This is a genomic window from Actinocatenispora rupis (assembly GCF_016861975.1).
Lineage (GTDB): Bacteria > Actinomycetota > Actinomycetes > Mycobacteriales > Micromonosporaceae > Actinocatenispora > Actinocatenispora rupis.
Map to the genome: position 1 here is coordinate 202,569 of NZ_BOMB01000004.1, position 23,487 is coordinate 226,055.

Genomic DNA, 23,487 nt, shown 5'->3' on the forward strand with positions numbered 1-23,487 from the left:
AGGCGCGTCCGGTCGAGCCGCCGACCGACGCGGTGGCCACCGGCGCCCGACCGGTGGACTCGCCAGCCACCGGCGCCCGACCGGGCGGTACGTTGCCGACCGACGCGCGACCGGCCGGTGCGCTGCGCGTACCGAGGGGGCCTCGGGTGTCGGACGGGCCGACGCGAGCGCTGCCCGTCGCACCACCGCTGCCCGTCGCACCACCAGGAACGCCGTGCCGGCCACCGGCGCCGTCCGGTACCGAATGGCGACCCGTCGTCGGCTCGGGCGGCCCCGCGCCGTGCCGGCCCGTGGACCCGCGACCGGCCGGAGCCCCGCGCCCCGTGTACCCCGGCGTGGGGCCACCGTGCCGCCCGGTGCCGTCGTCACCGCCGCGGCCCGACCGGTCGTGACGGCCGGACGGCTCACCCGGCTCCCGGGGGCCGTCGGGAGCCGGCCCGGGGACGCGGGCCGAACCACGCGGGCGGTTCGGAGGGCTCGTCATGCGTCACACCCTGCCGCCGGGGACGCGACGTGCCAAGTCACGAATTCGTGACCTCCACCGCAAGGGTGTAAGACGGGCACCGGGCTCGCGTACCGCGCGCGAGGTGGTCGCGCGGCACGGCGCGCCCGGCGTCCTTGCCCGTACCTGCGGTGTCGTGGCGCGTGGCCGAGCCGGGGCGGTCCGGGACGCGGGCCGGCGCCCGCCACCGACGCGGCCGTGTCCCGTTGCGGTTGTCACAGACTGCAACCATCGGCGGGGTTGGCGCATGGCCCGGGATTGTCGGTGTCTGGTGCCAAACTCGCGGCTATGCGCGGAGAGGTCCAGCTTTTCGCTGTTCCGCCAACACGAACCGGCCCGCCCGCGTACGCCGGGGCCACCGGACCGTTGCGGCTGCTGGAGAAGCTCGGCGCGCGAGCACGTCATCCTCGGCCCAGACGTACGAGGGGGCACGGTGGTTCGGCCGATGGCGGGTGAGCCGGACGGGTGGCCGGATCGGGCGGGACGGTCCGCCGGACCGCAGCGGTGCCGGACGTAGCCTGACCTGAGGGCGCTCAGCCGGAGCGAGCGGACCAGGTGAGGTGGGATCCATGCAGGCACTGGCGAAGAAGTCGTTCCAGGAACCGGACGAGGTGCGCACACCCCCACTCACGCGCGTCGAGGTGGTCGCCCTCGGCAACGCCAAGGCGGCCCGCATGACGATGCAGCCCGGATGGCACTGGAGCGAACACATCAAGCCCGTCGCCGGTACGCCGACCTGCCAGCTGCACCACGTCGGCACCGTACTCTCGGGCCGGTTGCGGGTGAGTCACCCGGACACCGGTGAGATCGAGGTCGGCCCCGGCGACGCGTACGAGTTCCAGCCCGGGCACGACGCCTGGGTCGTGGGCGACGAACCGTACGTGGGGCTGGAGTTCGAGTCGACCGCGGCGGAGGAGTACGCGAAGATGGCCCGGTGAGGTCGGCTGGTTTGGTTGCGCCGCAACGGGTTTGCGGTCACGGTCGCGGCCGTGACCGCCCGGACCGGCATTGACCGACGCGGGCAGGGGACCTGACGGCTGCCCCTGTCCCCGGCCGGCTCAACGTGTCGTCGGACCACGCCACGCCGTGCACCGCCGGATCGTCGGTCGCGGGACACGACAGGGCGGCGGCGAAAGCGTGCCGTGCGGTGTGGCGCCGACCGGGTTGGATGGCGGCATGACGTTGCCCGAGACCGCCGAGCTGTCCGTCCGCGACAACCGCATCCTCCGGTACTGCCGGTACGGCCCGCCGGACGGCGTTCCGGTGGTGGTGCACAACGGAACCCCGAGCAGCCGGTGGAAGTGGCCGCGGCTCGTCGACGCGATGGACCGCAGCGGCCTGCGCCTGCTGGTGTACGACCGGCCCGGGTACGGCGGGTCGAGCCGGCAGCCGGGGCGCACCGTGGCCGACGCGGCGGAGGACGTACGGGCGCTCGCGGACGCGCAGGGCTGGGCACGGTTCGCGGTGTTCGGCGGCTCCGGTGGCGGCCCGCACGCGCTGGCCTGCGCCGCGCTCCTCGCCGACCGGGTCACCCGCTGCGCCGTGGTGTCGGGCATCCGGCCGGCCGAGGATCCCGAACGGGCGCGGGACGAGCCCGCGCTGCGGTCCCGGCTGGCCGAGGTAGCGGCGGACATCCTGCGCGCCGTGGACGCCGGAGGTCCTGAGCTGCCAACGGAACCAGGGCCGCCGGCCCGTACGGACCCGGACGCGATGGCGCGCATCCGCGCCACGTTCGTCGACGGCATGGACGGTTGGGCCGACGACAGCATCGCGCTCGCCCGGCCGTGGGGATTCGCGCCCGACGCGGTCGGCGTACCGGTCGGCATCTGGCGCGGCACCGACGATCCGCACGTATCCGCCGAGCACGCCGACTGGCTGCTCGCCCACGTTCCCACGGCAGAGCCCCACGTGTACGCCGGGGGCCACCTGCCCGGCCCGGACGTGTACGACCGGATCCACGCCTGGCTGCGCGCCGGCACGTGACCGCTCCCCGCGTCACCGGTGTGGGATGACCGCCCGGTACTTGCCGCCGCCCGGTTCCTGGCGCGGTGGTTCCGCGGCGCGTTCGATCGTGACGGTGTCGAGGGTGTGGTCGGTGAGCAGGCGGCGCAGCTCCGTCTCCACGGTCCGCCACACCCGGTCGGCCTCGGCGCCGTCGGCGAGCAGCATCCGTACGCGGAGGGTGGTGGGTGTGGTCTGTTCGATCTGGAACAGCTCGATGCCCGGCGTACGGTCGAACAGCGTGCTGACGGCCATGGGCGCGACCGTCACGGCGTCACCGTTGCCGGTGGGGAACGACAGCGTGTCGCCGGCACGCCCGCGTACCCGGATCCCCGGGAGCGGGTTGCCGCACGGGCACGGGTCGGGCCGCAGCTGCACGGCGTCGCCGAGGTCGTAGCGCAGGAACGGCTGGACCCGGTTGGCGAGGTTGCTCAGCAGCACGGTGTGGGACAACTGCCCGGGCGGGGTGGGCCGGTGGTCCGCGTCGACCGGTTCGAGCACCGCCCAGTCGCTGTTGACGTGGTACCAGCCGTGGGCGCAGCCGTTGCTGAGGTAGGTGCACTCGGTGCAGGAGTAGATGGGGCGCACGGTGGTGCCGAACGCGGCCGCGATGCGGTCGAGGTCGCGGGCCGTCATCGTGTCGCCGGCGGGTTGGACCAGGACGGGGTCGATGCGCAGCCGGCCGGCCTCCTGTTCGGCGGCGAGCAGCCGGATCACGCTGGCGTACCCGATGACGGCGGCGGGACGGAAGGCGTTGAGCCGCGCGACGAACTCCGGCATCGGTGTGTGCACCGAGAACGCCCGCAGGATCCTTCTGCGCCAGGCGCTCTCCCGGGTCGCCTGGGTGTACCCGGCGAAGCTGACGTAGTGGCCGCCGGTCGCCCCCACCAGCGCGAGGCGGAACCCGCGGGTCAGCATCCGCAGCACGGTTCCGACGCCGAGCGAGCCGTACGCGACGAGGCCGAGCGCTCCGGCGACCCTCTGGTACCGGTCGTCGAGTACGAACACGCCGCGGTGGCCGCTGGTACCGGAGGTGGTGGCGATCGAGTACCGGTCGAGGAAGCGGCGGCCGATCATGTCCGGGTCGTCGACGAACGCGGTCACGTCGGCGAGCGTGATCCGGCGGTCGGTGACCCAGTCGTCGAAGTGGCCCATCAGCGTCTTCTTGTCGGTGACCGGCAGCAGCGTCGGGTCGTCGACACGGTCCGGCAGCCCGTCGTAGAGCCGCGCGTAGTAGGGCGACCGGGCGCGGGCGTGCGCGACGATGTCGGCCAGCCGCTCGCGCTGCCGGCTCTCGATCGGCGCCATCCCCTGCCCTCGGGCCTGCTTCCGGGCGTTGCGGGCGTCGCGCCGCAACCACGACACGCTCTCACTCATGGTCGCCGGCCTCCCCCGCCCGGTCCGCGCGGCGGTACCGGGCCGCGAAGTCGGCGCGGGCCCGGTCCACGCCGTCCAGCAGGATCGCCTTGCCTGCGGCGAGGTCCGCGCCGCTCGGCGGGGTGAGGGTGCGGTCGAGGATGTCCACCAACGCCTCCAGTACCTGCTCGGATGTGGGTCGGTCGTCGTCGTCGGGCCCGTCGTCGGCGCGCTCGAACGTGCGCCGGATGGCCGGGGTCAGCGCGTCGGCGATGAACGCCATGGCGCGGGTGTCGACGTCGCGGCGGATCGCGCCCGCCGCCTGCATCGCGTCGAGGAACTCGCGCGTCCTGGTCGGCTTCGGCCGCTGCTGGAAGTGGCTTCCCGCCTTGCGCAGGTACCGGCCGAAGACCTGCTCGTCGCGGGCCACGATCGCCGAGGCGAGCGGCAGCGTCTTCAGCGCGCCCGTCATGGCGCGCGCCATGCTCCCCATGCTGCCGCCCTCGGGGTCGGCCGCCACCAGGTCCCGCCATGCCAGGGCGTACCGGTCGAGTTCGCGGGCGACGACCGCGTCGACGAGGTCGTCCTTCGACGTGAAGCGCAGGTACACCAGGCCGCGGTGCAGGTCGACGGCGTCGGCGACGGCACCCATCGTCAGCTTGTGGTAGCCGTACCGGATCAGCAGGTCGGCCGCCGCGTCGAGGATCGCCTGTTCTCGCTCGTACTCGTTCACAGCCACGGTTGTCAGTTTGACATTCTCCGACAGATTGTCAAATCACGAGCCACAGCGAAGCGGAAGCCCCAGGTCGGGCCAGCCGGTTCGGGCCACGGGGTACGGCGGGGCCGGCGCCAGGGCGTGTCGTCACAGGTTGCTGGCCGGCTGCGCCGTGCCCACTGGCCGCGTTGTCGGTCCGAGCGCATACGACACCGGCGTGCACTCGCACGACGCCTTGCGAGACAACGAACGGGCTCCGGCTCACTCGACCGAACCTGCGAAGACGCGCCCTAGGATTGGAGGCTCCTCGCCAGAAGGGAACGCGGGTGCTCGCGCTGCACGGCCTGTGGACGTCCGACCACCGTCTGGCGCTGTGGGCGGAGGACGCCCGACTTCTGGGCGAACCGGCCCGGCTGACCGATCCCGGCGGCCCCGCGCCGCACCCGTACGCGTGTCCCGCGCCGGTACTGGCGGAGTTGCTGTCGGCGGTCGGCCCGTCGCTCGAATGGCTCGCCGCGCGGGCCCGGCACGGCCGCGTCGTCCTGCGGATGCCGGTGCAGGGCGGTGCGCCGGTACCGTCGCCGGATCTCAGTACGTTGGGGATGCGGGCGCCGGGGGCGGGGCCGCCGCAGCGCGACCTGGTCCGGTTCACGGTGCCCGCGTTGCTGTTCGATCCCGCCGAGGCGGCGCAGTTGCTGGGCGAGCTGTCCGAGCCGGCCTCCGCCGTACTGCCGACCGAGTCGCCGGCGGGCACCCCCGTGGAGCTGCCGTGCGGTACCTCGCTGCTCTGGCTGATCCTGGTGCACGATCTGGCCTGGCGCCTGGTGGGCCGCGGCCGCGTCCTCCCGACGGTACGGACCGGCGGTGGTGCGCCGGAGGCCCGCTGGGTGCCGGTGTCCGACGCGACGGCGTGGGCGGAGATCCGCCGGCTGACCGCGTGCTGCCCGCCGGTCTGCCGGGCCGAGTGGACGCCGCACGAGCCGGCCGGGCGCGCCGCGGCGGACCTGGTGGCGGACCTGCTGGACTGTCTGGTCGACCGCGAGGTACGGGCCGCGGCACGGGATCGCGCGCCGCTGCTGGGATCCGCGCCGGACACGGCCGCCGCGGCGTGGTTGCGGGCGCTGACCGCGCCGGACGGCCGCATCGGGGATGCCGACCCGGACGGGATCGTGGCGCTGGCGGATGCGCTCGACGGGTGGCGCCGGTCCGGCGAGCCGCGTACCGGACCGTTGCGGTTGTGCTTCCGGCTGGTAGAGCCGATCGGCCCGGAGGACGACGACGACCCGTCCGGTTCGTCGGTCGAGGACCGGTGGCGGCTGGAGTTCCTGGTGCAGCCCGTCGACGAGCCCTCCCTTCTGGTACGCGCGGCCGACGTCTGGTCGGACGGCCCGTCCCGCGAGGCGCTGCGCCGCAGCGCGCACCGGCCCGCCGACGTCCTGCTCGCCGAACTCGACCGGGCCGCCCAGTACTTTCCGCGCCTGCGCGACGTGGTGCGCACGTACATGCCGGGTGAGGTGGTGCTGGACCGCGCCGGGGCGCACGAGTTCCTGCGCGACGTGGCGCCGCAGCTGTCCACCGCCGGCTACGGCGTACTGCTGCCCGCGTGGTGGCGGCGGCCGCACCGCTTCGGGCTGGCGCTCCACACCAGTACGGTGTCGGGGCGGGATGCCCGGCGGCACCGGTTGGTGGACCGCGACGCGCTCGTGGCGTTCCAGTGGCGGGCGGCGATCGACGGGGTGCCGCTCTCCGGCGACGAGTTGCGGATGCTCGCGTCGGCCAAGGAACCGTTGGTACGGGTGCACGGCCGGTGGCTGGCGGCCGATCCGGAGCAGATCGCCGCGGCGGCGGCGTTCCTGGCCCGGGCCGACGGCGGGACCATGTCGAGTGCCGAGGTGCTGCGCCTGGCCGTCGACCCGGACGCCGAGGTGGCCGGGCTGCCGGTGACCGGCATCGCCACCGACGGCACCCTCGCCACCGTACTGTCCACACCGGACAGCGATCGGGAAACCGTTGCGCCGCAAGGGTTTCGCGCCGAGCTGCGACCGTACCAGCGGCGCGGGTTGGCGTGGTTGGGGTCGATGTCGCGGCTGGGGGTCGGCGCGGTGCTGGCCGACGACATGGGGCTCGGCAAGACCGTGCAGGTCCTCGCGCTGCTGGCGGCGGAAAAGGCCGAGCGGGACGAGCCCGCCGACGCCGAGCCGACGCTGCTGATCTGCCCGATGTCCGTGGTGGGCAACTGGCAGCGGGAGGCCGCACGGTTCGCCCCCGACCTGACCGTGCACGTACACCATGGTGCGCAGCGGTTGGGTGGACGCGCGCTGGCCGACGCGGTCCGGGGCTGCGACCTGGTGGTGACCACGTACGGGGTGGCGCACCGCGATGTGGCGCAGTTGCGGGAGATCGGGTGGCGGCGGGTCGTCGTCGACGAGGCCCAGTACATCAAGAACAGCGGGACACGGCAGTCGGCCGCGATCCGCAGCCTGCCGGCGCGCCACCGGGTCGCGCTGACCGGTACGCCGGTGGAGAACCGGCTCACCGAGCTGCACGCCATCCTCGACTTCGCCAACCCGGGGCTGTTCGGTTCCCGGGCCGCGTTCCGGGAACGGTACGCGATCCCGATCGAGCAGGGCAACGAGCGGGCCACCGCGGCGTTCCGGGCACGGATCCGGCCGTTCGTCCTGCGCCGGCTGAAGACCGACCCGGCCGTGGCCGCCGAGTTGCCCGACAAGGTCGAGCTGACGGTGCTGTGCAACCTCACCGCCGAGCAGGCCACCCTGTACCAGGCGGTGGTGAACGACATGCTCGCGAGAATGAAGGGGGCCAAGGGAATCCGGCGTCGCGGCGTGGTCCTGTCGACGCTCACCCGGCTCAAGCAGATCTGCAACCATCCGGCGCACTTCCTCCAGGACGGTTCCGCGTTCCCGGGGCGTTCCGGCAAGCTGGCGCGGTTGGAGGACATCCTGGAGACCGTCGTCGCGAACGGGGAGCGGGCGCTGGTGTTCACGCAGTACGCGCAGTTCGGGGCGATGCTGCAACGGCACCTGCGGCACCGGCTGCCGCAGGACGTGCTGTACCTGCACGGCGGTGTTCCGCAACGCCGCCGCGACCACCTCGTCGAACGGTTCCAGCAACCCGACGGCCCCGCCGTACTCGTGTTGTCCGTCAAGGCGGGCGGCACCGGGCTGAACCTCACCGCCGCCAACCACGTGATCCACGTGGACCGCTGGTGGAATCCCGCGGTCGAGGAGCAGGCGAGCGACCGCGCGTTCCGGATCGGGCAGCGGCGGGATGTCCAGATCCGCAAACTGGTCTGCGTCGGTACCGTCGAGGAACGCATCGACGCGCTGATCGAGGGCAAGCGGGCGCTGGCCCGTACCTCGGTCGGCAGCGACGACGGCTGGCTGACCGAGCTGTCCACCGACGCGCTGCACGAGCTGGTCACGCTGTCCGCGGAGGCGATCGGTGGGTAGCGACGGGTACTGGTCCGGCCGGTTCCTCGCCCGCGTGGGCCTCGCCGACGATGAGCCGTACCCGCGGGACCGGGTGTCCGCGGTCGACCTGTCCGCCGGCTCGGCGAGCGCCCGGGTGCGCGGCTCGCACGCCCGGCCGTACGAGGTGTGGGTGGAGATCCCGGTGTTCACGCCGATCCAGTGGGCGCGCATCGAGGACGCGCTGGCCGCCGGCGGCACCGTCGCGGCACACCTGCTCGGCGGTACGGTGCCGGCCACGGTCGAGGACCGGCTCGCCACGGTCGGCGTGACGCTGTTGCCGGACCGTACCGAGCTGGCGATGGAGTGCTCCTGTCCACAGTGGTCGGTGCCCTGCCGGCACCTCGCCGCGACCCTGCGCGCGCTGGCGGAGTCGTTCGACGACGACCCGTTCCGGATGATGCTGTGGCGCGGCCGCAGCCCCGAACGGCTCCGTGCCCGCCTGACGAAGCTGACCGCCGCCCGGCCACCGGCCGCCGCGCCGGCACCGGACGCGACCGCGGCACCGCTCACGAGTTCGCCGCGCACGTACTGGCTGGGCGAGGATCCCGGGCAGCTCGCCTGGCCCGACGAGCACCCGCCGCAGGACCCCGATCCGGCCATCCGCCACCTGGCCACCCCGGGCATCGTCATCGGCCGCCGCAACCTCGCCGACCTGCTGCGCCCGCTGTACGACGACCTCACGTCCTGGTAGCGCCCCGGGTACTTCCCCGATTTCAAGGGGATTTCATCGCCCACCGCTAGCGTGTGGCGCCGCCGTACGGGCGGTACGTGGACGGTGGGGAGGCACGACTCGATGGCGCGCAGACACAGGCCGCGGAGGCAGGTACTGGCGGCCGCGGTGGCGGTCGTCGTCGCGACCGCGACGCTGACGACGGCGGCGACGGCGCGGCCGGACACCGCGCAGGGGCCGGACAAACCCACGATCCGGTACACCGAGTACGGCATCCCGCACATCATCGCGTCGACCTTCGAGGGCCTCGGCGAGGGCTACGGGTACGCGGCGGCCAAGGACAACATCTGCACCCTGGCCAGCACGTACCTGATGGTCGAAGCGCGGCGCTCGAAGTACCTGGGGCCGGACGGGCACGCGGACACCGGCACCTCGGGTGGCACCACCAACCTCAACAGCGACCTGTACTTCCAGCGCATGAACGACGACCACGTCGTCGAGAAGCTCGTCGCCAAGCCCGCTCCCGACGGCCCCGAACCCGAGGTACGGCAGGCGATCCACGGCTACGTCGAGGGATACAACCGGTACCTGGCGGAGACCGGGGTCGGCAACATCACCGACCCGGCCTGCCGCGGCGCCGCGTGGGTGCAGCCGATCACCGACCTCGACGTGTACCGGCACGTGCACGCCGAGGTCATCATGGGCACCTCGCAGTACCTGCTGGACGGGGAGGTCGGCGCGGCACCCGCGGCCGTACCGGCGGATTCGCCGAAGGCACGGCCGGCCGCCGACACGGGCCGGAAGATCGTGCAGGCCATGGCAAAGGGCCACCAGAACGGCATCGGCAGCAACGCGCTGGCCGTCGGCGCGGACGGTGTCTCCGGCGGCGGCAGCATGCTGCTCGGCAACCCCCACTTCCCCTGGCAGGGCAAGAACCGGATGTGGGAGACGCAGCTGACCATCCCGGGGAAGTTCAACGTCGCCGGGGCGAGCCTGCTCGGGTTCCCGGTGGTCAACATCGGGCACAACGACGACGTGGCGTGGAGCCACACGGTCGCCACGGTGGCCCCGTTCGGGCTGTTCGACCTGCAGGTGGATCCGTTGCACCCCACCAGATACCTGGTGGACGGGACGTGGCGGGACATGACCTCGCAGCGGGTCAGCGTCGAGGTCCGCAACGCCGACGGCTCGACGGGCACCGTCACCAGAACCCTCTGGTCCACCCGGTACGGGCCGGTCACCACGTCGCTCGCCGGCGTGCCGCTGCCCTGGGTCGTCAGCGCGCACGCGGTACGCGACGCGAACATGGACAACCTGCGCGCGGTGAACACGTGGTTCGGGCTGGACCGGGCGAAGGACACCGACGACGTCGTACACACCCTGGAAAGTACGCAGGGCAGCCCGTTCTTCAACACGCTCGCCACGGACCGCAAGGGCCACGCCCTCTACGCCGACATCCAGGCGGCGCCGAACATCACCGACGCGCACGCCGAGTCCTGCCTGACGCTGACCGGCCGGGCGACGTTCTACGGGCTGCGGATGCCAGGCGTACCACCGGTTTCCATCCTGGACGGCAAGCGCAGCGCCTGCGACTGGCCGGACGATCCGAACGCGGTGGCGCCCGGCCTGCTCGACCCGAAGGTGCAGCCGCGGTTGATCCGGACCGACTTCGTCGGCAATGCCAACGACAGCCCGTGGCTGGCCAACCCGGCCGAACCCCTGTCGTACCCGCGGGTCATGGGCGACACGGACAGCACCCGCACGACCCGCACCCAGCAGCTGATCCTCACCGCGCAGCACCGCATCGACGGTACGGACGGCTTGCCGGGCAAGGGATTCACGCCCGAGACGATGCGCGAGTCGCTGTTCGCCGACCGCAGCCGTACGGCGGACCTGGCCCGCGCGGCGACCGTACGGATGTGCAAGGGCTTCGTCGGCGGGCTCGCCCCGTCCAACGGGGGTCTGGTCGACGTGCACGACGCCTGCCCGGTGCTCGCCGCCTGGGACGGTACCTTCACGCTGCACAGCCGCGGCGCGTGGCTGTTCGAGAACTTCTGGAACAGCCTGCCCGTACCGGATGTCGGGGTGGCGGGTGTCGAGACCGCGCCGTGGAAGGTGGGGTTCGATCCCAAGGAACCGCTGACCACACCGAACACGCTGGACACCGACCGGCTCGACGTGAAGCTGGCGTTCGGCAACGCGGTCGCCGCCCTCCGCAAGGCCGGAATCCCGCTAGACGCAACGGTGTCGGACGTCCAGACCGTCACCCGCAACGGCGAGCGCATCCCGATCCACGGCTCGCTGGGCAGCCTCGGCGTCCTCAACGTCATCGACCCGGCCGCGGACGCGCAGGGAAACCCGGACGTCGTCTGGGGATCCAGCTTCATCCAGGAGGTACGGTTCGGCGCCGACGGGCCGCCGCAGTCGTCCACGCTGCTCACGTACTCCCAGTCCGCCGACCCGACGTCACCGCACTACGCCGACCAGACGACGCTGTTCTCCGCCGGGAAGTGGGTGACCGACCGGTACACCGAGGACCAGATCGCCGCCTCCCCCGTACTGGAGACCAAGGTCCTCGACTGAGCGGTGCGGGCGGGGACACGCACCCACACGATTCCCTTGGTACGGAAGGGATCCGGGTACGAGTCACCGAGCGGGTCGGCGGGGGTTCCGGGGTCGGCGGTCGTGCCGTTCGGCCAACACGGTGCACGCGCCGAACAGGACCGCGACCGGGATGCCCGCGGCGAACAGGACGACCTGCACCCGGTGTTCGAACCGGGCCTGCCGCTCGTGGGCGGCGACGAGCTCGTAGTAGGTGTCGGTGCGGGTGCCCGACGAGCTGAGGGTCGTGCAGATCTCGTCGGGCTCCATCGGGGCGTCGTCACACGTGGGGACGTACCCGCGGTCCGGCCGGTACGACAGCGTGGGCGCGAGGATGGCCAGCGACCCCACGATGCCGAGGGTGACGAGGGCCAGCTTGATGCCGGTTCCGGAGCGTGGCACCAGCGCCCGCAGTACCGACCTGATCGTGTCCATCAGCGCTCCCAACCCGACGGCGTACCCGGCAGCTGGACCGTACCGCGGGGGAACGGGACCGCTCCCGCGGCTGTCCACAGTGGAAGTACACCTGCCCGGGTACGGTGTGGGTGTGCCGGAACGGGAGATCACCGAACCTGTCGCGTTGTGCACCGGTCGTGGCCGGCTGAACCCGGCCGCCGTCGGCTGGACCCGCACCCCGTTGCACCGCGCCAACCTGCGCGGCTGGGGCCGGACGAAACGCTGGGAGTACTGGGGGGTCGTGACGCCGCGGCACCTGGCCGCGCTGACGGTCTCGTCGCTCGACTACGCCGCGCTGCACGAGGTGTGGATCCTCGACCGGGACACGGGCCGGGAGTACGGGAAGCAGGCGGTGGTGCCGTTCGCCCGCGGGGTCGCGCTGCCGGACCGCTGCGGCGTCGGCACGGCGGTCGGTCGGGCCGGCGCGCTGACGGTCCGGATCGACCAGGACGCCACCGGCGCGACGCTGACCGCCCGGATGCCCGGTGTCGCCGTCGATCTGACGGTGCCGATGCCGGCCGGTCACGAGTCGCTCGGTGTGGTGGTGCCGTGGAGCGGGCGGCGGTTCCAGTACACGGTCAAGGATCTGGGGCGGCCGGTGCACGGGACGCTGCGGATCGGCGACACCGAGCACCGGGTCGACGCGGCCGACTCGTTCGCGGTGCTGGACCACGGCCGGGGCCGCTGGCCGTACCGGATCACGTGGAACTGGGCGGCCGGCTGCGCGCCCGGCCGGGCCCTGCAACTCGGCGGACGGTGGACCGACGGCACCGGCAGTACCGAGAACGCGCTGTTCGTCGACGGCCGCCTGCACAAGATCGGCCAGGACCTGGCCTGGGAGTACGACCGGGGCGACTGGTCGGCGCCGTGGCGGATCCACGGCGACCGCGTCGACGTACGCTTCACGCCGTTCCACGTGAAGGCGTCCGGTACCAACCTGGGTGTGGTCGCCTCGTCCACGCACCAGTGTTTCGGCCACTTCGAGGGGTGGGCCTCGACCGACGACGGCACCCGCGTGGCCCTCACCGACCTGACCGGCTGGGCCGAGGAAGCCCACCAGCGCTGGTGACGCACCGTCCACAGTGGACATCCATGGCGCGTCGCGCGACCGACCGGTCCGGGACGCCGGGCGTCACGACCCGGCGCGGGCGGCGATCGCGGCCTGGATCCGCCGGAGCGTACGCAGCGCTTTCTTCGCGGCGGCGCGGACCTCACCGTCGAACACGGTCCGGCCGCGGTCCGTGGCCTGCAACCGTTCGAGCGTCGGTACGGCCCGGTCGTCGCCGGTCGAGCCGAGCGCCACGGCCGCCCAGTACCGCCGGTCGGGGTCGTCGCTTCCGGCCATCGCGGTCAGCCGCGGGATCACCACGTCCGGTGGGAACCGCGCGAGCGCGCTCGCGACGTGACCGATCCGCTGGTACCGGCGGTGCTCCAGCTCCGCCCACAGCGCGGCCAGCGCCGCGTCGCCACCGACCATGGCCAGCGCCTCCGCCGTACGGTTGCGCATCCAGTCGGCGGGGTCGTGCAGCAGCGGGATCAGCGCCGGGACGACCGATTCGTCGCCCAGTTCGCCGAGCCCGATGACCGCCTGCTCGCGCGCCATCCACTGCTCGTGTTCCAGCAGCGGCAGCAGATCCGGTACCGCCGCGCGGATGCCGAGGGCGGTGCAGCCCATCGCCGCCCACGCCTGGCAGTTGTACCGGGTGTCGGTCAGGGCGGCCCGCAGCGGTACTTCGAGGCTGTCGTCGCCGAACACCGCCGCCCGGTTCATCGCCCGGCAGAACAACGTCCGGTGGTACGCGGGATAGTCACGGACGAGCGCGCGCAGGGTGTCGGCCGCGGACTCGTCGCCGTGCGTACCGGCGCGGTCGAGGAGGCGGGACAGGCGCTCGGTCCGGGAGTCGAGGTCACCGTCGCGGAGCGAGCCCAGATCAGCGGGATTCACCGGGCCAACGTACCGCCGGCCGGTGCGGTCGACGCGGCGGTACGGCGGCCCGGGGTCACCGTGCGCGGCGGTCGCGGAGGGCCGGGGCGAGGGCGACGAGCATCAGGACACCGGTGAGGGCGAAGCCCGGCGCGTACCCGACGGTGCCGACGACGGCGCCGAACCCGAGCGCGCCGGCCCCCATCCCGGCGTCGTACGCGACGTTCCACAGGGCGCTGACGGTGCCGTACCCGGAGGTGGGGACGCGGGAGTACATGAGGGTGAGGGTGGCGTTCTGGGCGACGCCGAAGCCGAGGCCGAACAGGGTCACGCCGGCGACGAGCGCGAGCGGGCTGCCGAGCAGCGCGGTGAGCAGGATGCCGGCGGCGGAGGCGAGCAGGCCGGGCAGGACCAGCCGCCCCGCACCGTACCGGTCGCCGTACCGACCGGCGAGCCACCGCGCGACCGTCGCCGCCGCCGGCTGTACCAGCAGCGCCAGGGCGACCGTGCCGGTGGCGCCGCGCGGTGCCGCGAGGGGCAGGAACGTGACGAGCACGCCGGCCGCCGACGCGGTCGCCGCGAACACGACGGCGGGCCGGGCCAGCGCGCCCGTACGCAGGCCGGCGACGATTCCGGTCGCCTTCGCCGCCGCGGGCCGCCGGTCGGGCAGTCCCGGTATCGCGGCGATGGAGGCCAGCGCGGCGACGCCCGCCGCGACCGCGACGACGGTGTAGCCGACGTGGCCGGCGAGCCAGACACCCAGCGGCAGCGCGGCCAGCGACGGCGCCGCGGACACCACACCGACCAGGGCGAGCCCCTCGCCGCGACGTTCGGCCGGGACGAGTTCGGCGGTGAGGGCGCCGCCGGCGACCACGGTCACCGCGTACCCCAGGCCACGGACCAGGCAGACCGCCACGATCCACGCCATCGAGTGCGCGACGGTCAGTACCAGGGCGGGGGCGCCGAGCAGGACGAGCCCGGCGACGAGCACCCGCCGGTACCCGTGGCGCGCGACGAGGCGCGGGCAGGCCAGTTCGCCGGCGACGGTGGCGACCATGAGCGCGCCGGTGGCGATGCCGGCCGCACCGTCACCGGCGTGCGTGGCGGTCGCGTACAGCGGGGCGACGGACAGCAGCAGGTAGAAGCTGAGCGAGGAGCCGACGATGGACACGCACCGCAGCAGCAGGGCCCGGGACAGCAGGGCCGGGCGGGCCGGGGTGACGCAGGCAGTGGTCATGCGTCGAACCTAGGAACCGATCGGATCACCGGTAAGCTCCAATTCCATGCCGCTGGAGTGGACCGGTTTGTCGCCCGAGGTACTGCTGAGCGTGGACCGGACCGGTGCCGAGCCGCTGCGCGCCCAGCTCGAACGGCAGGTACGCGAGGCGATCCGGTCCGGTCGGCTGGACGTCGGCGAGCGCCTCCCGTCGTCGCGCGAGCTGGCCGGCGCGCTCGGCCTGTCCCGCGGCCTGGTCCAGGACTGCTACGCGCAGCTCCAGGCCGAGGGGTACCTCGTGACCCGGGTCGGCTCGGCCACCCGCGTCGCCGCCGGGGCCTGCCGCCAACCCGCCGCCACCCCGGCCACGCCGGCACCCGCGCCCCGGCTCATCGCCGACTTCCGTTCCGGCGTACCGGATCTGCGGTCGTTCCCGATGGCCGACTGGCTGTGGGCGCTGCGCGAGGCCGGCCGCGCGGTGCCGACCGCGGGGCTCGACTACGGCGACCCGCGCGGCGCGCCGCGGCTGCGCGAGGTGCTCGCCGGGTACCTGCGGCGGGTCCGGGCGGCGGCGGCCGAGACCGACCGGATCGTCGTCTGCTCCGGCTACCAGCAGGGCCTCGACCTCGTACTCCGGGCGCTCGCCGACGGCGGTGCCCGCATCGTGGCGTACGAGGATCCGGGGTCGCCGGAGACCGCCGCCTCCGCCGCGGCACGGGCCGGGCTGACCGCGGTACCGGTGCCCGTCGACGAGACGGGCGTGGACGTGGACGCGCTCGCCGCGACCGGTGCCGACGCGGTGATCGTCACCCCCGCGCACCAGTCCCCCACTGGGGTCGTCCTCGCGCCCGAACGCCGGCTGGCGCTGCTCGACTGGGCCGCGCGTACCGGTGGGACGGTCATCGAGGACGACTACGACGCCGAGTTCCGGTACGACCGCGACCCGGTCGGCGCGCTCCAGGGCCTCGCCCCCGACCGCGTCGTGGCGATCGGCACGGTCAGCAAGTCGCTCGTACCGGCGCTGCGGCTCGGCTGGCTGCTGTGCCCTGCCGCGATCGCCGACCGCATCATGACGCACAAGTACCTGAGCGACCGGGGATCGCCGGCGCTGGACCAGATCGCGCTCGCCACGATGATCGAGTCCGGCCGGTACGACCGGCACCTGCGGCGGATGCGCACCCGGTACGCGGCCCGCCGCGACGTGCTGGTGGACGCGCTCGCCACGCACGCGCCCGGCGTACGGCTGACCGGGCTCGCGGCCGGGTTCCACGCCGTCGCGCACCTGCCCGACACGGCCGACGAGACCGCCGTCGTCGCCGCCGCGCGTACCCGACGGGTCGGCCTGTACGGCATGAGCGCGCACCGCTCGTCCCACGCGACCACACCGCCAAGCCTCGTACTCGGCTTCGGCAACCTGTCGTCGGACGACGTGACCGCCGGCATCGCCGCCGTCGCCGACCTGCTCACCGCCCCCTGACGCCTCGCGCGGGAACCGCGGACGCAACGACGCGCCGCGGGTAACCCGGGGAGGTCGCGACGCGGATATTCGGTGGCGGGGCGGGCCGGTGCCGCGGGAAGACTGGGCGGATGACAGGTCTGACCGCCGAGCACGTCGTCGACGGCCGCGCGCCGCAGTCCCCGACCCTCGCCCCGGACGGGCGGCTGCTCTGCCACGTCCTCGTGCCGGCCAGCCGGACCACCGACCACGACGACACCGAACTGTGGCTCGTCGACGTCGAGGGCACCGCCGCGCCGCGCCGGCTGACCGCCGACACCGCAACGGAGTCCCGGCCGCGCTGGTCTCCCGACTCCGGCACGCTGTACTTCCTGTCCGACCACGCCGAGCGCGGTACCGCCCAGTTGCACCGGTACGCGCTCGCCGACGGGGCGGTGGCGGCGGTGACCGCGTGGCGCGCCGGCATCGTCGACCACCTGCCGCTCGCCGACGCCGACCTGGTCGTGCTGCTCGCCGAGGACGAACCGACCGAGCAGGACGCGCGGCGTACCCGGGACCGCGACGACGCCGTCGTCGCCGGCGTACGCGAACCGCGCGCCCGGTTGCGCCTGCTCGACCTGCGTACCGGCCGGGTCGACACCCCGGACGTGTTCGGCGACCGGCACGTCGTGGAGGTACGCCAGCGCCCCGACGGCGGCCCGCTCGCCGTCCTCACCCAGGCCAGCGCGGACAGCGACTACGGCCCGCGTACCGGACGGCTGCACGTGTTCGACCCGGCGACCGGGACCGCGGAGGAGCTCGGACCGGTCGGGGCCGACGCCCGGTCGCTGGCCTGGTGGTACGACGGGGACGGCTGGCACGTCGGCCACATCGCCCTCACCCCACCCGTACTCCAGGCCGGCACCGCCGTGTTCGACCTGGCGCTCGGCACCGGGGTCCTCGCCAACCGGACGGCCGGACTGCCCTGGTGCCCGACCGACCTGCACCAGACCGACGGCGCCCCGCTGGTGGCGTTCGCCGACGGCCTCGACTCGATCCTGGCCCGCCTCGATCCCAGCGGTCCCACCACGCTGTCGCGGCACCCGGGACGGTTCGACGACCTCACGGCGACGCGTACCGGGGCAATGGTCGCGGCGCTGACCGGTGGCCGGTACCGGCCCGCGGAGGTCCACGTCGGCCCGCCGGCCGGGCCGCTGCGGCGCGTCACCGACACCTGCCCGGAACTCGACGGCGTCGTTCTCGGTACGCAGCAACCGTTCACGTACCGTGCCGCCGACGGCCTCGACCTCGACGGCCTTCTCGTACTGCCGGCCGGGAAGGACGCGTCGGACGGCCCGTTCCCGCTCGTCACCATCGCGCACGGCGGCCCGTACGACCGCTACGCCGACGGTTTCCAGCTCGTCTGGGCGCCCAGCGCGCAGTGGCTCGCCACCGCCGGGTACGCGGTGTTCCTGCCGAACCCGCGCGGCGGCCAGGGCCACGGCCACGAGTTCGCCGCCCGCGTCGCCGGCCGGGTCGGTCGGGAGGAGTGGAGCGACATCCTGACCGGCATCGACCTGCTCGTCGCCGACGGCATCGCCGACCCCGACCGGCTCGGTATCGCCGGGTGGAGCCACGGCGGGTTCCTGTCCGCCTGGGCCGTCGGGCAGACCGACCGGTTCCGCGCCGCGCTCGTCGGCGCCGGCGTCACCGACTGGGGAATGCTCGCCGCGACCGGCGAGAACGGCCAGTTCGAGGTCGCGCTCGGCGGCAGCATCGGCTGGTCCGGCATCGGCCCGCACCCGCACGACGCCGTCAGCCCCATCTCGTACGCCAGCCGGATCCGTACGCCGGTGCTCATCCTGCACGGCGTCGAGGACACCAACGTGCCGCTCGGCCAGGCCGTGTACCTGCACCGGGCGCTGCGCCACTTCGGCGTCGAGCACGAGTTCGTGAGCTACCCGCGGGAGGGCCACCTGATCCGGGAACGCCGGCACCAGCTCGACGTGCTGCGGCGTACCCGGGCCTGGTTCGACCGCTGGCTCCGCCCCTGACCGCCGCACCGTGCCGCGGGCGTACCACCGGATCGGTGTCACGACGCGACGAGCCGGTGCCGGGCTGCAACCTGGCCGCCACCCCGGACGTGTCAGAGCCCGACATGGCAGTACGGATGCTGGATGGTGGCGATGGCGCTGGCGTCGGGTACGCAGGGGCGGACGCGGCCCCGGAACGCGCCGTCCCCGTCAGGACGGTCGGGGTTGCGGGTGGCGCAGACGTTCGAGGAGTTCTACGCGGCGCACTACCAGGCGGTCGCCGTCCAGATCTACGTGGCGTTCGGGGACCGGGCCGAGGCGCAGGACATCGCGCAGGAGGCGTTCCTCCGGGCGCTGAGCCGCCGGGACCGGCTGGTCGCGGGCGGCGATCCGGTGGCCTGGGTACGCCGGGTGGCGTGGAACCTGGCGATCAGCCGGTGGCGCCGGCTGCGTACGGCGTTCACGTTCCTGCGCCGGCAGCGGGACGAGCACGTGCCCGAGCCGAGCCCGGATCACGTGGCGCTGTCCGGCGCGCTGGCCACGTTGCCGGAACAGCAGCGGCGCGCGGTCGTCCTGCACTACCTGGCCGATCTGAGCGTCGCCGACATCGCCCGGCAGGAGGGCGTCGCCGAGGGCACCGTCAAGTCGTGGCTGCACCGGAGCCGCAAGGCCCTGGCGCTGCTGCTGCGCGACGAGGCCGTCGAGGGGGAGGTGCGTGATGCCTGACCGGGACCAGTACGACGAGCTGCTGCTGCGCGACACCTTCGAGCGGTACCGCGCCGACGAGCTGCCGGCGATGGTCGCGCCCGGTGCCGCGGCGGCGCGGCGCACCCTCGCGTACCGGCGGCGGCGCCGGACGGCGGTGGTGGCGGCCGCGGTCGTCCTCGCGCTGGCCACCGGCGGTGGCGCGGCGCTGGTGGCGATCCGGCCGGACCACCACGCGCACCGCGTACCGCCGGCCACCAGTCACCGCCCGTCCCCGGACGCCACCAGCCACAGCCCCACCCTGAGCCCCCGGCGCAGCGCGCGCAAACACGTACCGGACGGGCGGATCGGCGCGACGGACCTCGCCGGCGCCACCCTGGACATCCCCGGCTGGCAGTCCGGCGGTGTCTGCGCCGGTGGCACGTACACGTTCCGGGGCGGCACGGGCACCGGCGACGGCTTCGACGTGTACCTCCCGGGCAACGGCCGGGTCGTGCTGCCGGGGCCGGCGTACGCGGACGTCGACGGGGACGGGGCGGACGAGACGGTCGCGCTGGTCGCATGCGGCGCGCAGGAACTCAACTACCAGGCGGTCGCGTTCGACCGGGACGACGCCGGCCGGATCGTGACGCTCGGATCCGTGGCCCGCACCCCGTTCGTACCGATGCCGACGGCGAGGATGGACGGCCTGCGCACCGACCCGGACGGTACGGTCGAGGTGCGCTGGACCCAGGTCCGCGAGCTCTCCCCGATCTCGCAGTGGCGCGGGTACCGCTGGTCCGGCGGCGCGTTCACGCAGGTCGGCGGCCCGGCCGCGCTACCCGATCCGCCGGTGGTGCGGGTGACGGCACGCGCCACGATGTCGCCCACCGACGGCGGCTACGCCGGCACCCTCACGATCGTGGTCACCAACACCGCCGCGTCGCAGAACCCCATCGGGTACGCGAACCTCAAGGTCGCCCTGCCCGCGGGGGTGACGGTCCGGTCCGCGAGCCCGGCCGGGCAGTGCTCCGCGGCCGACGGCGCGTGGTGGTGCACCGACGACACGCATCCGATCGGGCCCGGTACCTCGTGGACCGTGACGCTCGCGGTGACCAGCACCGCACCGCACCAGCCGGCCGACCGGACGCTCCCGGGCACGCTGACTCTGTATCCCGTGCCCTCGTCGTTCTGCCGCGGCGACACCGGAGACACGCCGTACTCGATCACGCTGCCCGCGGCGGACTGACCCGGCGCGCGTGCGCGGGTCAGTGGATGATGCCGTCGCGGCGGGCGAGGATCACCTCGGTGCCGGCGCGGGGCGCCCGAGCGGGCGCCCCGGCCCGGTACGGCGGCCGCGGATCGTACTCGTGGGCGAGCTGGATCGCTTGCGCGGCACCGTTCCCGGCGATCCGACCGGCCAGCGCGAGCGCCATGTCCAGCCCCGCCGGCACCCCGGCCGCCGTCGCGTACTTGCCGTCGAACACCACCCGCTCGTGCGTCGGGCGGGCCGAGATCGTCGTGCCGCAACCAGTGCGTGGTGGCCCGGCGTCCGCGCAGCTTGGCCGCCGCGAGCAGCAGCGATCCGGTGCACACCGACGCCGTCCGGCTCGTGACAGTGTCCACAGTGCACAGCCAGTCCAGGACCGGACCGCCGGGAAGGTGCGCGGCGCGCGACCCTTTGGCGCACAGGCATCTGTGCCCGCGGGGCCGGTTTCTGACCACGCCACCACCCACCACCGCCACGGGTAGACACTGTCTACCCTGGTGCGCAGTGCCGGTGTCCGGTAAGCGCCCGCGCACAGAGGCCGACCGGCACACCGTCGTCGCCCGCCCGGGTCACCGGTTCGCGTCCCCGCCCGCGCCACGTTACGGTCGGGCGATGAAGGTCTTCCTGGTCCTGCTCCTGGCGCTGGTACTGCTGGTGATCCTCGCGCTGGTGTCGTACGGGTGGCTCATGGTCCGCAGCCAGCGCAGGGCTCTCGCCGAGCTGCGGCAGAACGGCCTCGCGTTCCTGTGCCGCCCCACGATGGGCATGCAGAGCGTCGCCGGATTCGTCCTCAGCGTCGACCGGAACGCCGTCGCGCTGTGGAAGGTCGGACTCGGCCGGCCGGTACGGAAGCACTCGTTTCCCAGTAGCGGCGCCACCGTCGCGCCAGCCACCGTGAAGGTCAACCTGGCGCGGAGTTCGCCCGGGCTCTCCGTGCTCTCCCCCGCGGCGGCGCGCATCGACGTCGCCATCTACCCGGACCCGACCATGTCGTACTCGGCGCCCATCGACGGCGCGTCCCTCGTCGTCGTGTGCGAGAAGATCCAGGAGACCCTGACCGGCGGCGGACGACCCGACCGGCCGAGGTGAATCTCGACGATCCGGGCCGAACATGCCGGCGGGTCCGGGCCGCGATGAGTTCGCGGGTACCCGCTGGTCATACCTCGCGACAACCGGACGTCCTGACATCACCTCCAGGAGCACGCATGCGACCCCTTCGGTACTCCATCAACGTCACGCTGGACGGGTGCTGCGACCACCGCGCGATCGTTCCGGACGAGGAACTGCACCGGCACGCGGCCGAGAACCTCGACCGGGCCGACGCGCTCCTCTTCGGCCGGGTGACGTACGAGATGATGGAGCAGGCGTGGCGAGCGCCGGCCGGAACGGGTGCGCGACCCGACTGGATGGAACCGTTCGCCCGGACGATCGACGCGGCGAGGAAGTACGTGGTGTCGAGCACGCTGCGGCAACCCGACTGGAACGCGGAACTCGTCCGCGGCGATCTCGGCGATGCCGTACGGCAGCTCAAGGAGCAGCCGGGCGACGGGCTGCTCGTGGGAGGCGTGCAGCTCCCCCAGGCGCTGGCGGAGCTGGGGCTGATCGACGAGTACGAGTTCGTCGTGCAGCCCAGGGTGGTCGGGCACGGACCGGCGTTGTTCGCGGGCCTGTCGAAGCCGCTCGACCTGACCCTCGTGAGCCGCCTGGAGTACGCGTCGGGCGCCGTGGCGATGCGCTACGTGCCGCGCTCGTAGCCGGCGTGCCGCGCCCGCCGATGGGGTGGACGCCGGCACATCGTCCGTCTCACGTTTCCGGCCCGGCCAGCGTCTACAGGACGAGACGGAGAAGGGACGAGCCATGGACACGCGGCACACGGTGGCGGACACCACGCTCGGCACGGTCACGATCGTCGCGCGGGACGACACGATCACCGGCCTCTACTTCCGGCACCACGTACGGCGGCCGGCGCGGGACACCTTCGGCCGCGCGGTCGGTGTCGAGTCCGACGAGCTGCTCGCCGATGCCGTGCGGCAACTGCACGAGTACCTTGCCGGCACGCGGCGCGAGTTCGAGCTGCCGCTCGACGCGGACGGCGACGCCTTCCAGCACGCGGTGTGGAGCATCGTCGCCGGGATCCCGTTCGGTACCACGACCACGTACGGACGGATCGCCGAACGGCTCGGTGACCGTACGCTCGCGTACCGGGTGGGTCAGGCCGTCGGCGCGAACCCGCTGTGCATCTTCGTCCCGTGCCACCGCGTACTCGGCGCGAACGGGAAACTCACCGGCTACGCCGGCGGGCTCACGCGCAAGCGAGCGCTGCTGGAACTGGAGGAGCCGGCCGAGGCGAGCGCCGGACGCCTTTTCTAGTACGTACCAGAAAGGGCTTACTGTCTTCCGGGTGCCGTGCCCTCGACACCCGGAAGGCGTTCGGTCGGCTGGTGGAAAGACATGCTGTCCGATGGACGCGACAACGCCGTGCCCCGGCACGCCGACGGAAAGGGACGAGGAACGGCATGGTCGACGACCCCGGCGTCGTGATCGGCGAGGACGGACTCGCCCGCCCGGCATGGGCATCCGTCGATCCGCTGCTGCGCGACTACTACGACACGGAATGGGGCATGCCCGTCACCGACGAGCGCGGCGTCTACGAGCGCGTCACGCTCGAAGGGTTCCAGGCCGGGCTGTCCTGGGCGACGATCCTGCGCAAGCGCCCCGCGTTCCGCGCCGCGTTCGACGACTTCGACCCCGACACGATCGCGGCGTACGACGAGCGCGACGTCGACCGGCTCCTCGCCGACACCGGGATCGTCCGCAACCGGCAGAAGATCGAGGCCACGATCCGCAACGCCCGGGCCACCGTCGAACTGCGCGACGACGGCGGGCTGTCCGCGCTCGTCTGGTCCTTCAAACCCGACACGACCCCCGCGCCACGGGTGTTCGCCGACATCCCCACCAGATCGCCGGAATCGGTTGCGCTGTCGAGGGAACTGCGCCGGCGCGGGTTCTCGTTCGTCGGCCCGACGACGATGTTCGCGCTCATGGAAGCGATCGGCATCCTCGACACGCACCTGCTCGGGTCGCACCGCCGCGGCAGCTCCGGCATCTGGCCCACCTGAACCAACGCACTCCC

20 protein-coding genes are annotated in these 23,487 nt (G+C 73.4%); 14 read left to right on the forward strand and 6 right to left on the reverse strand.

Annotated elements, in window-relative coordinates; translation table 11 throughout:
• The first annotated feature begins 1,071 nt into the window (after window positions 1-1,071).
• On the forward strand, window positions 1,072-1,440 hold the full coding sequence (locus Aru02nite_RS04720; protein ID WP_203655179.1) for a cupin domain-containing protein: 369 nt from the start codon (window positions 1,072-1,074) through the stop codon (window positions 1,438-1,440).
• A gap of 238 nt (window positions 1,441-1,678) precedes the next feature.
• Entirely contained in the window at window positions 1,679-2,485 is an 807-nt protein-coding gene (locus Aru02nite_RS04725) for an alpha/beta fold hydrolase (protein WP_203655180.1), read from the forward strand.
• A 12-nt stretch (window positions 2,486-2,497) separates the two neighbouring features.
• Here the strand turns inward: Aru02nite_RS04725 and Aru02nite_RS04730 are convergent, their stop codons facing one another.
• Both Aru02nite_RS04730 and Aru02nite_RS04735 read right to left on the reverse strand, forming a co-directional pair.
• Window positions 2,498-3,880 (reverse strand): phenylacetate--CoA ligase family protein, encoded by a 1,383-nt coding sequence (locus tag Aru02nite_RS04730; protein ID WP_203655181.1) that lies wholly within the window; start codon window positions 3,878-3,880, stop codon window positions 2,498-2,500.
• Complete coding sequence (locus tag Aru02nite_RS04735) at window positions 3,873-4,598, reverse strand: TetR/AcrR family transcriptional regulator (protein WP_203655182.1); 726 nt, start codon at window positions 4,596-4,598, stop codon at window positions 3,873-3,875. Before Aru02nite_RS04735 ends, Aru02nite_RS04730 begins: the two co-directional genes overlap by 8 nt.
• Window positions 4,599-4,900: 302 nt before the next feature.
• On the opposite strand from Aru02nite_RS04735, the gene Aru02nite_RS04740 reads away from it, so the two are divergent.
• The 3 genes from Aru02nite_RS04740 to Aru02nite_RS04750 all read left to right on the forward strand — a co-directional run bounded on the left by Aru02nite_RS04740 (window position 4,901) and on the right by Aru02nite_RS04750 (window position 11,318).
• Window positions 4,901-8,044, forward strand: a complete 3,144-nt coding sequence (locus tag Aru02nite_RS04740) for a DEAD/DEAH box helicase (RefSeq protein ID WP_203655183.1) — start codon at window positions 4,901-4,903, stop codon at window positions 8,042-8,044.
• Window positions 8,037-8,756, forward strand: a complete 720-nt coding sequence (locus Aru02nite_RS04745; RefSeq protein WP_203655185.1) for an SWIM zinc finger family protein — start codon at window positions 8,037-8,039, stop codon at window positions 8,754-8,756. The genes Aru02nite_RS04740 and Aru02nite_RS04745 overlap by 8 nt, the downstream gene beginning before the upstream one ends.
• Before the next feature lie 102 nt (window positions 8,757-8,858).
• On the forward strand, window positions 8,859-11,318 hold the full coding sequence (locus tag Aru02nite_RS04750) for a penicillin acylase family protein (RefSeq protein ID WP_203655186.1): 2,460 nt from the start codon (window positions 8,859-8,861) through the stop codon (window positions 11,316-11,318).
• Window positions 11,319-11,381: 63 nt separating this feature from the next.
• On the opposite strand, the gene Aru02nite_RS04755 is transcribed toward Aru02nite_RS04750, so the two are convergent.
• Entirely contained in the window at window positions 11,382-11,771 is a 390-nt protein-coding gene (locus Aru02nite_RS04755; RefSeq protein WP_203655374.1) for a hypothetical protein, read from the reverse strand.
• Window positions 11,772-11,883: 112 nt separating this feature from the next.
• Between Aru02nite_RS04755 and Aru02nite_RS04760 the strand changes: the two genes are divergently transcribed.
• Complete coding sequence (locus Aru02nite_RS04760; RefSeq protein WP_239076403.1) at window positions 11,884-12,861, forward strand: DUF2804 domain-containing protein; 978 nt, start codon at window positions 11,884-11,886, stop codon at window positions 12,859-12,861.
• 63 nt (window positions 12,862-12,924) lie between these two features.
• On the opposite strand, the gene Aru02nite_RS04765 is transcribed toward Aru02nite_RS04760, so the two are convergent.
• On the reverse strand, window positions 12,925-13,737 hold the full coding sequence (locus Aru02nite_RS04765) for a HEAT repeat domain-containing protein (RefSeq protein WP_203655188.1): 813 nt from the start codon (window positions 13,735-13,737) through the stop codon (window positions 12,925-12,927).
• A 55-nt stretch (window positions 13,738-13,792) separates the two neighbouring features.
• A complete protein-coding gene (locus tag Aru02nite_RS04770; protein ID WP_203655189.1) occupies window positions 13,793-14,953 on the reverse strand; it encodes an MFS transporter in 1,161 nt (386 codons plus the stop codon).
• Between the two features lie 46 nt (window positions 14,954-14,999).
• Here Aru02nite_RS04770 and pdxR point away from each other — a divergent pair, with 46 nt between their 5' ends.
• The 4 genes from pdxR (at window position 15,000) to Aru02nite_RS04790 (ending at window position 20,333) form a co-directional block, all read left to right on the forward strand.
• Window positions 15,000-16,409 carry a MocR-like pyridoxine biosynthesis transcription factor PdxR gene (gene pdxR, locus Aru02nite_RS04775; RefSeq protein ID WP_203655190.1) on the forward strand — a complete coding sequence of 470 codons (1,410 nt, stop codon included), beginning with the start codon at window positions 15,000-15,002 and terminating at the stop codon, window positions 16,407-16,409.
• A 110-nt stretch (window positions 16,410-16,519) separates the two neighbouring features.
• On the forward strand, window positions 16,520-18,421 hold the full coding sequence (locus Aru02nite_RS04780) for a S9 family peptidase (protein ID WP_203655191.1): 1,902 nt from the start codon (window positions 16,520-16,522) through the stop codon (window positions 18,419-18,421).
• Window positions 18,422-18,544: 123 nt separating this feature from the next.
• Entirely contained in the window at window positions 18,545-19,126 is a 582-nt protein-coding gene (locus Aru02nite_RS04785) for an RNA polymerase sigma factor (RefSeq protein WP_373324840.1), read from the forward strand.
• The gene (locus Aru02nite_RS04790; protein ID WP_203655192.1) at window positions 19,119-20,333 is read left to right on the forward strand and encodes a hypothetical protein; all 1,215 of its coding nucleotides are present in this window, start codon (window positions 19,119-19,121) and stop codon (window positions 20,331-20,333) included. Before Aru02nite_RS04785 ends, Aru02nite_RS04790 begins: the two co-directional genes overlap by 8 nt.
• Window positions 20,334-20,352: 19 nt before the next feature.
• On the opposite strand, the gene Aru02nite_RS04795 is transcribed toward Aru02nite_RS04790, so the two are convergent.
• Entirely contained in the window at window positions 20,353-20,571 is a 219-nt protein-coding gene (locus tag Aru02nite_RS04795; RefSeq protein WP_203655194.1) for a type 1 glutamine amidotransferase family protein, read from the reverse strand.
• A 395-nt stretch (window positions 20,572-20,966) separates the two neighbouring features.
• Here Aru02nite_RS04795 and Aru02nite_RS04800 point away from each other — a divergent pair, with 395 nt between their 5' ends.
• The 4 genes from Aru02nite_RS04800 to Aru02nite_RS04815 all read left to right on the forward strand — a co-directional run bounded on the left by Aru02nite_RS04800 (window position 20,967) and on the right by Aru02nite_RS04815 (window position 23,473).
• Window positions 20,967-21,443 carry a hypothetical protein gene (locus tag Aru02nite_RS04800; protein ID WP_203655195.1) on the forward strand — a complete coding sequence of 159 codons (477 nt, stop codon included), beginning with the start codon at window positions 20,967-20,969 and terminating at the stop codon, window positions 21,441-21,443.
• Window positions 21,444-21,559: 116 nt separating this feature from the next.
• The gene (locus Aru02nite_RS04805; RefSeq protein ID WP_203655196.1) at window positions 21,560-22,108 is read left to right on the forward strand and encodes a dihydrofolate reductase family protein; all 549 of its coding nucleotides are present in this window, start codon (window positions 21,560-21,562) and stop codon (window positions 22,106-22,108) included.
• Between the two features lie 103 nt (window positions 22,109-22,211).
• Complete coding sequence (locus Aru02nite_RS04810; protein WP_203655197.1) at window positions 22,212-22,724, forward strand: methylated-DNA--[protein]-cysteine S-methyltransferase; 513 nt, start codon at window positions 22,212-22,214, stop codon at window positions 22,722-22,724.
• A gap of 146 nt (window positions 22,725-22,870) precedes the next feature.
• Entirely contained in the window at window positions 22,871-23,473 is a 603-nt protein-coding gene (locus Aru02nite_RS04815; RefSeq protein ID WP_203655198.1) for a DNA-3-methyladenine glycosylase I, read from the forward strand.
• Window positions 23,474-23,487: the final 14 nt, after the last annotated feature.

What these genes read in the sequence shown, in the direction of transcription:
- Aru02nite_RS04720 (WP_203655179.1), top strand. Translation starts at nt 1,072, where the DNA reads ATGCAGGCACTGGCGAAGAAGTCGTTCCAGGAACCGGACGAGGTGCGC.
- Aru02nite_RS04725 (WP_203655180.1), top strand. Translation starts at nt 1,679, where the DNA reads ATGACGTTGCCCGAGACCGCCGAGCTGTCCGTCCGCGACAACCGCATC.
- Aru02nite_RS04730 (WP_203655181.1), bottom strand. Translation starts at nt 3,880, where the DNA reads ATGAGTGAGAGCGTGTCGTGGTTGCGGCGCGACGCCCGCAACGCCCGG.
- Aru02nite_RS04750 (WP_203655186.1), top strand. Translation starts at nt 8,859, where the DNA reads ATGGCGCGCAGACACAGGCCGCGGAGGCAGGTACTGGCGGCCGCGGTG.
- Aru02nite_RS04755 (WP_203655374.1), bottom strand. Translation starts at nt 11,771, where the DNA reads ATGGACACGATCAGGTCGGTACTGCGGGCGCTGGTGCCACGCTCCGGA.
- Aru02nite_RS04770 (WP_203655189.1), bottom strand. Translation starts at nt 14,953, where the DNA reads ATGACCACTGCCTGCGTCACCCCGGCCCGCCCGGCCCTGCTGTCCCGG.
- pdxR (WP_203655190.1), top strand. Translation starts at nt 15,000, where the DNA reads ATGCCGCTGGAGTGGACCGGTTTGTCGCCCGAGGTACTGCTGAGCGTG.
- Aru02nite_RS04780 (WP_203655191.1), top strand. Translation starts at nt 16,520, where the DNA reads ATGACAGGTCTGACCGCCGAGCACGTCGTCGACGGCCGCGCGCCGCAG.
- Aru02nite_RS04785 (WP_373324840.1), top strand. Translation starts at nt 18,545, where the DNA reads ATGGTGGCGATGGCGCTGGCGTCGGGTACGCAGGGGCGGACGCGGCCC.
- Aru02nite_RS04790 (WP_203655192.1), top strand. Translation starts at nt 19,119, where the DNA reads ATGCCTGACCGGGACCAGTACGACGAGCTGCTGCTGCGCGACACCTTC.
- Aru02nite_RS04800 (WP_203655195.1), top strand. Translation starts at nt 20,967, where the DNA reads ATGAAGGTCTTCCTGGTCCTGCTCCTGGCGCTGGTACTGCTGGTGATC.
- Aru02nite_RS04805 (WP_203655196.1), top strand. Translation starts at nt 21,560, where the DNA reads ATGCGACCCCTTCGGTACTCCATCAACGTCACGCTGGACGGGTGCTGC.
- Aru02nite_RS04810 (WP_203655197.1), top strand. Translation starts at nt 22,212, where the DNA reads ATGGACACGCGGCACACGGTGGCGGACACCACGCTCGGCACGGTCACG.
- Aru02nite_RS04815 (WP_203655198.1), top strand. Translation starts at nt 22,871, where the DNA reads ATGGTCGACGACCCCGGCGTCGTGATCGGCGAGGACGGACTCGCCCGC.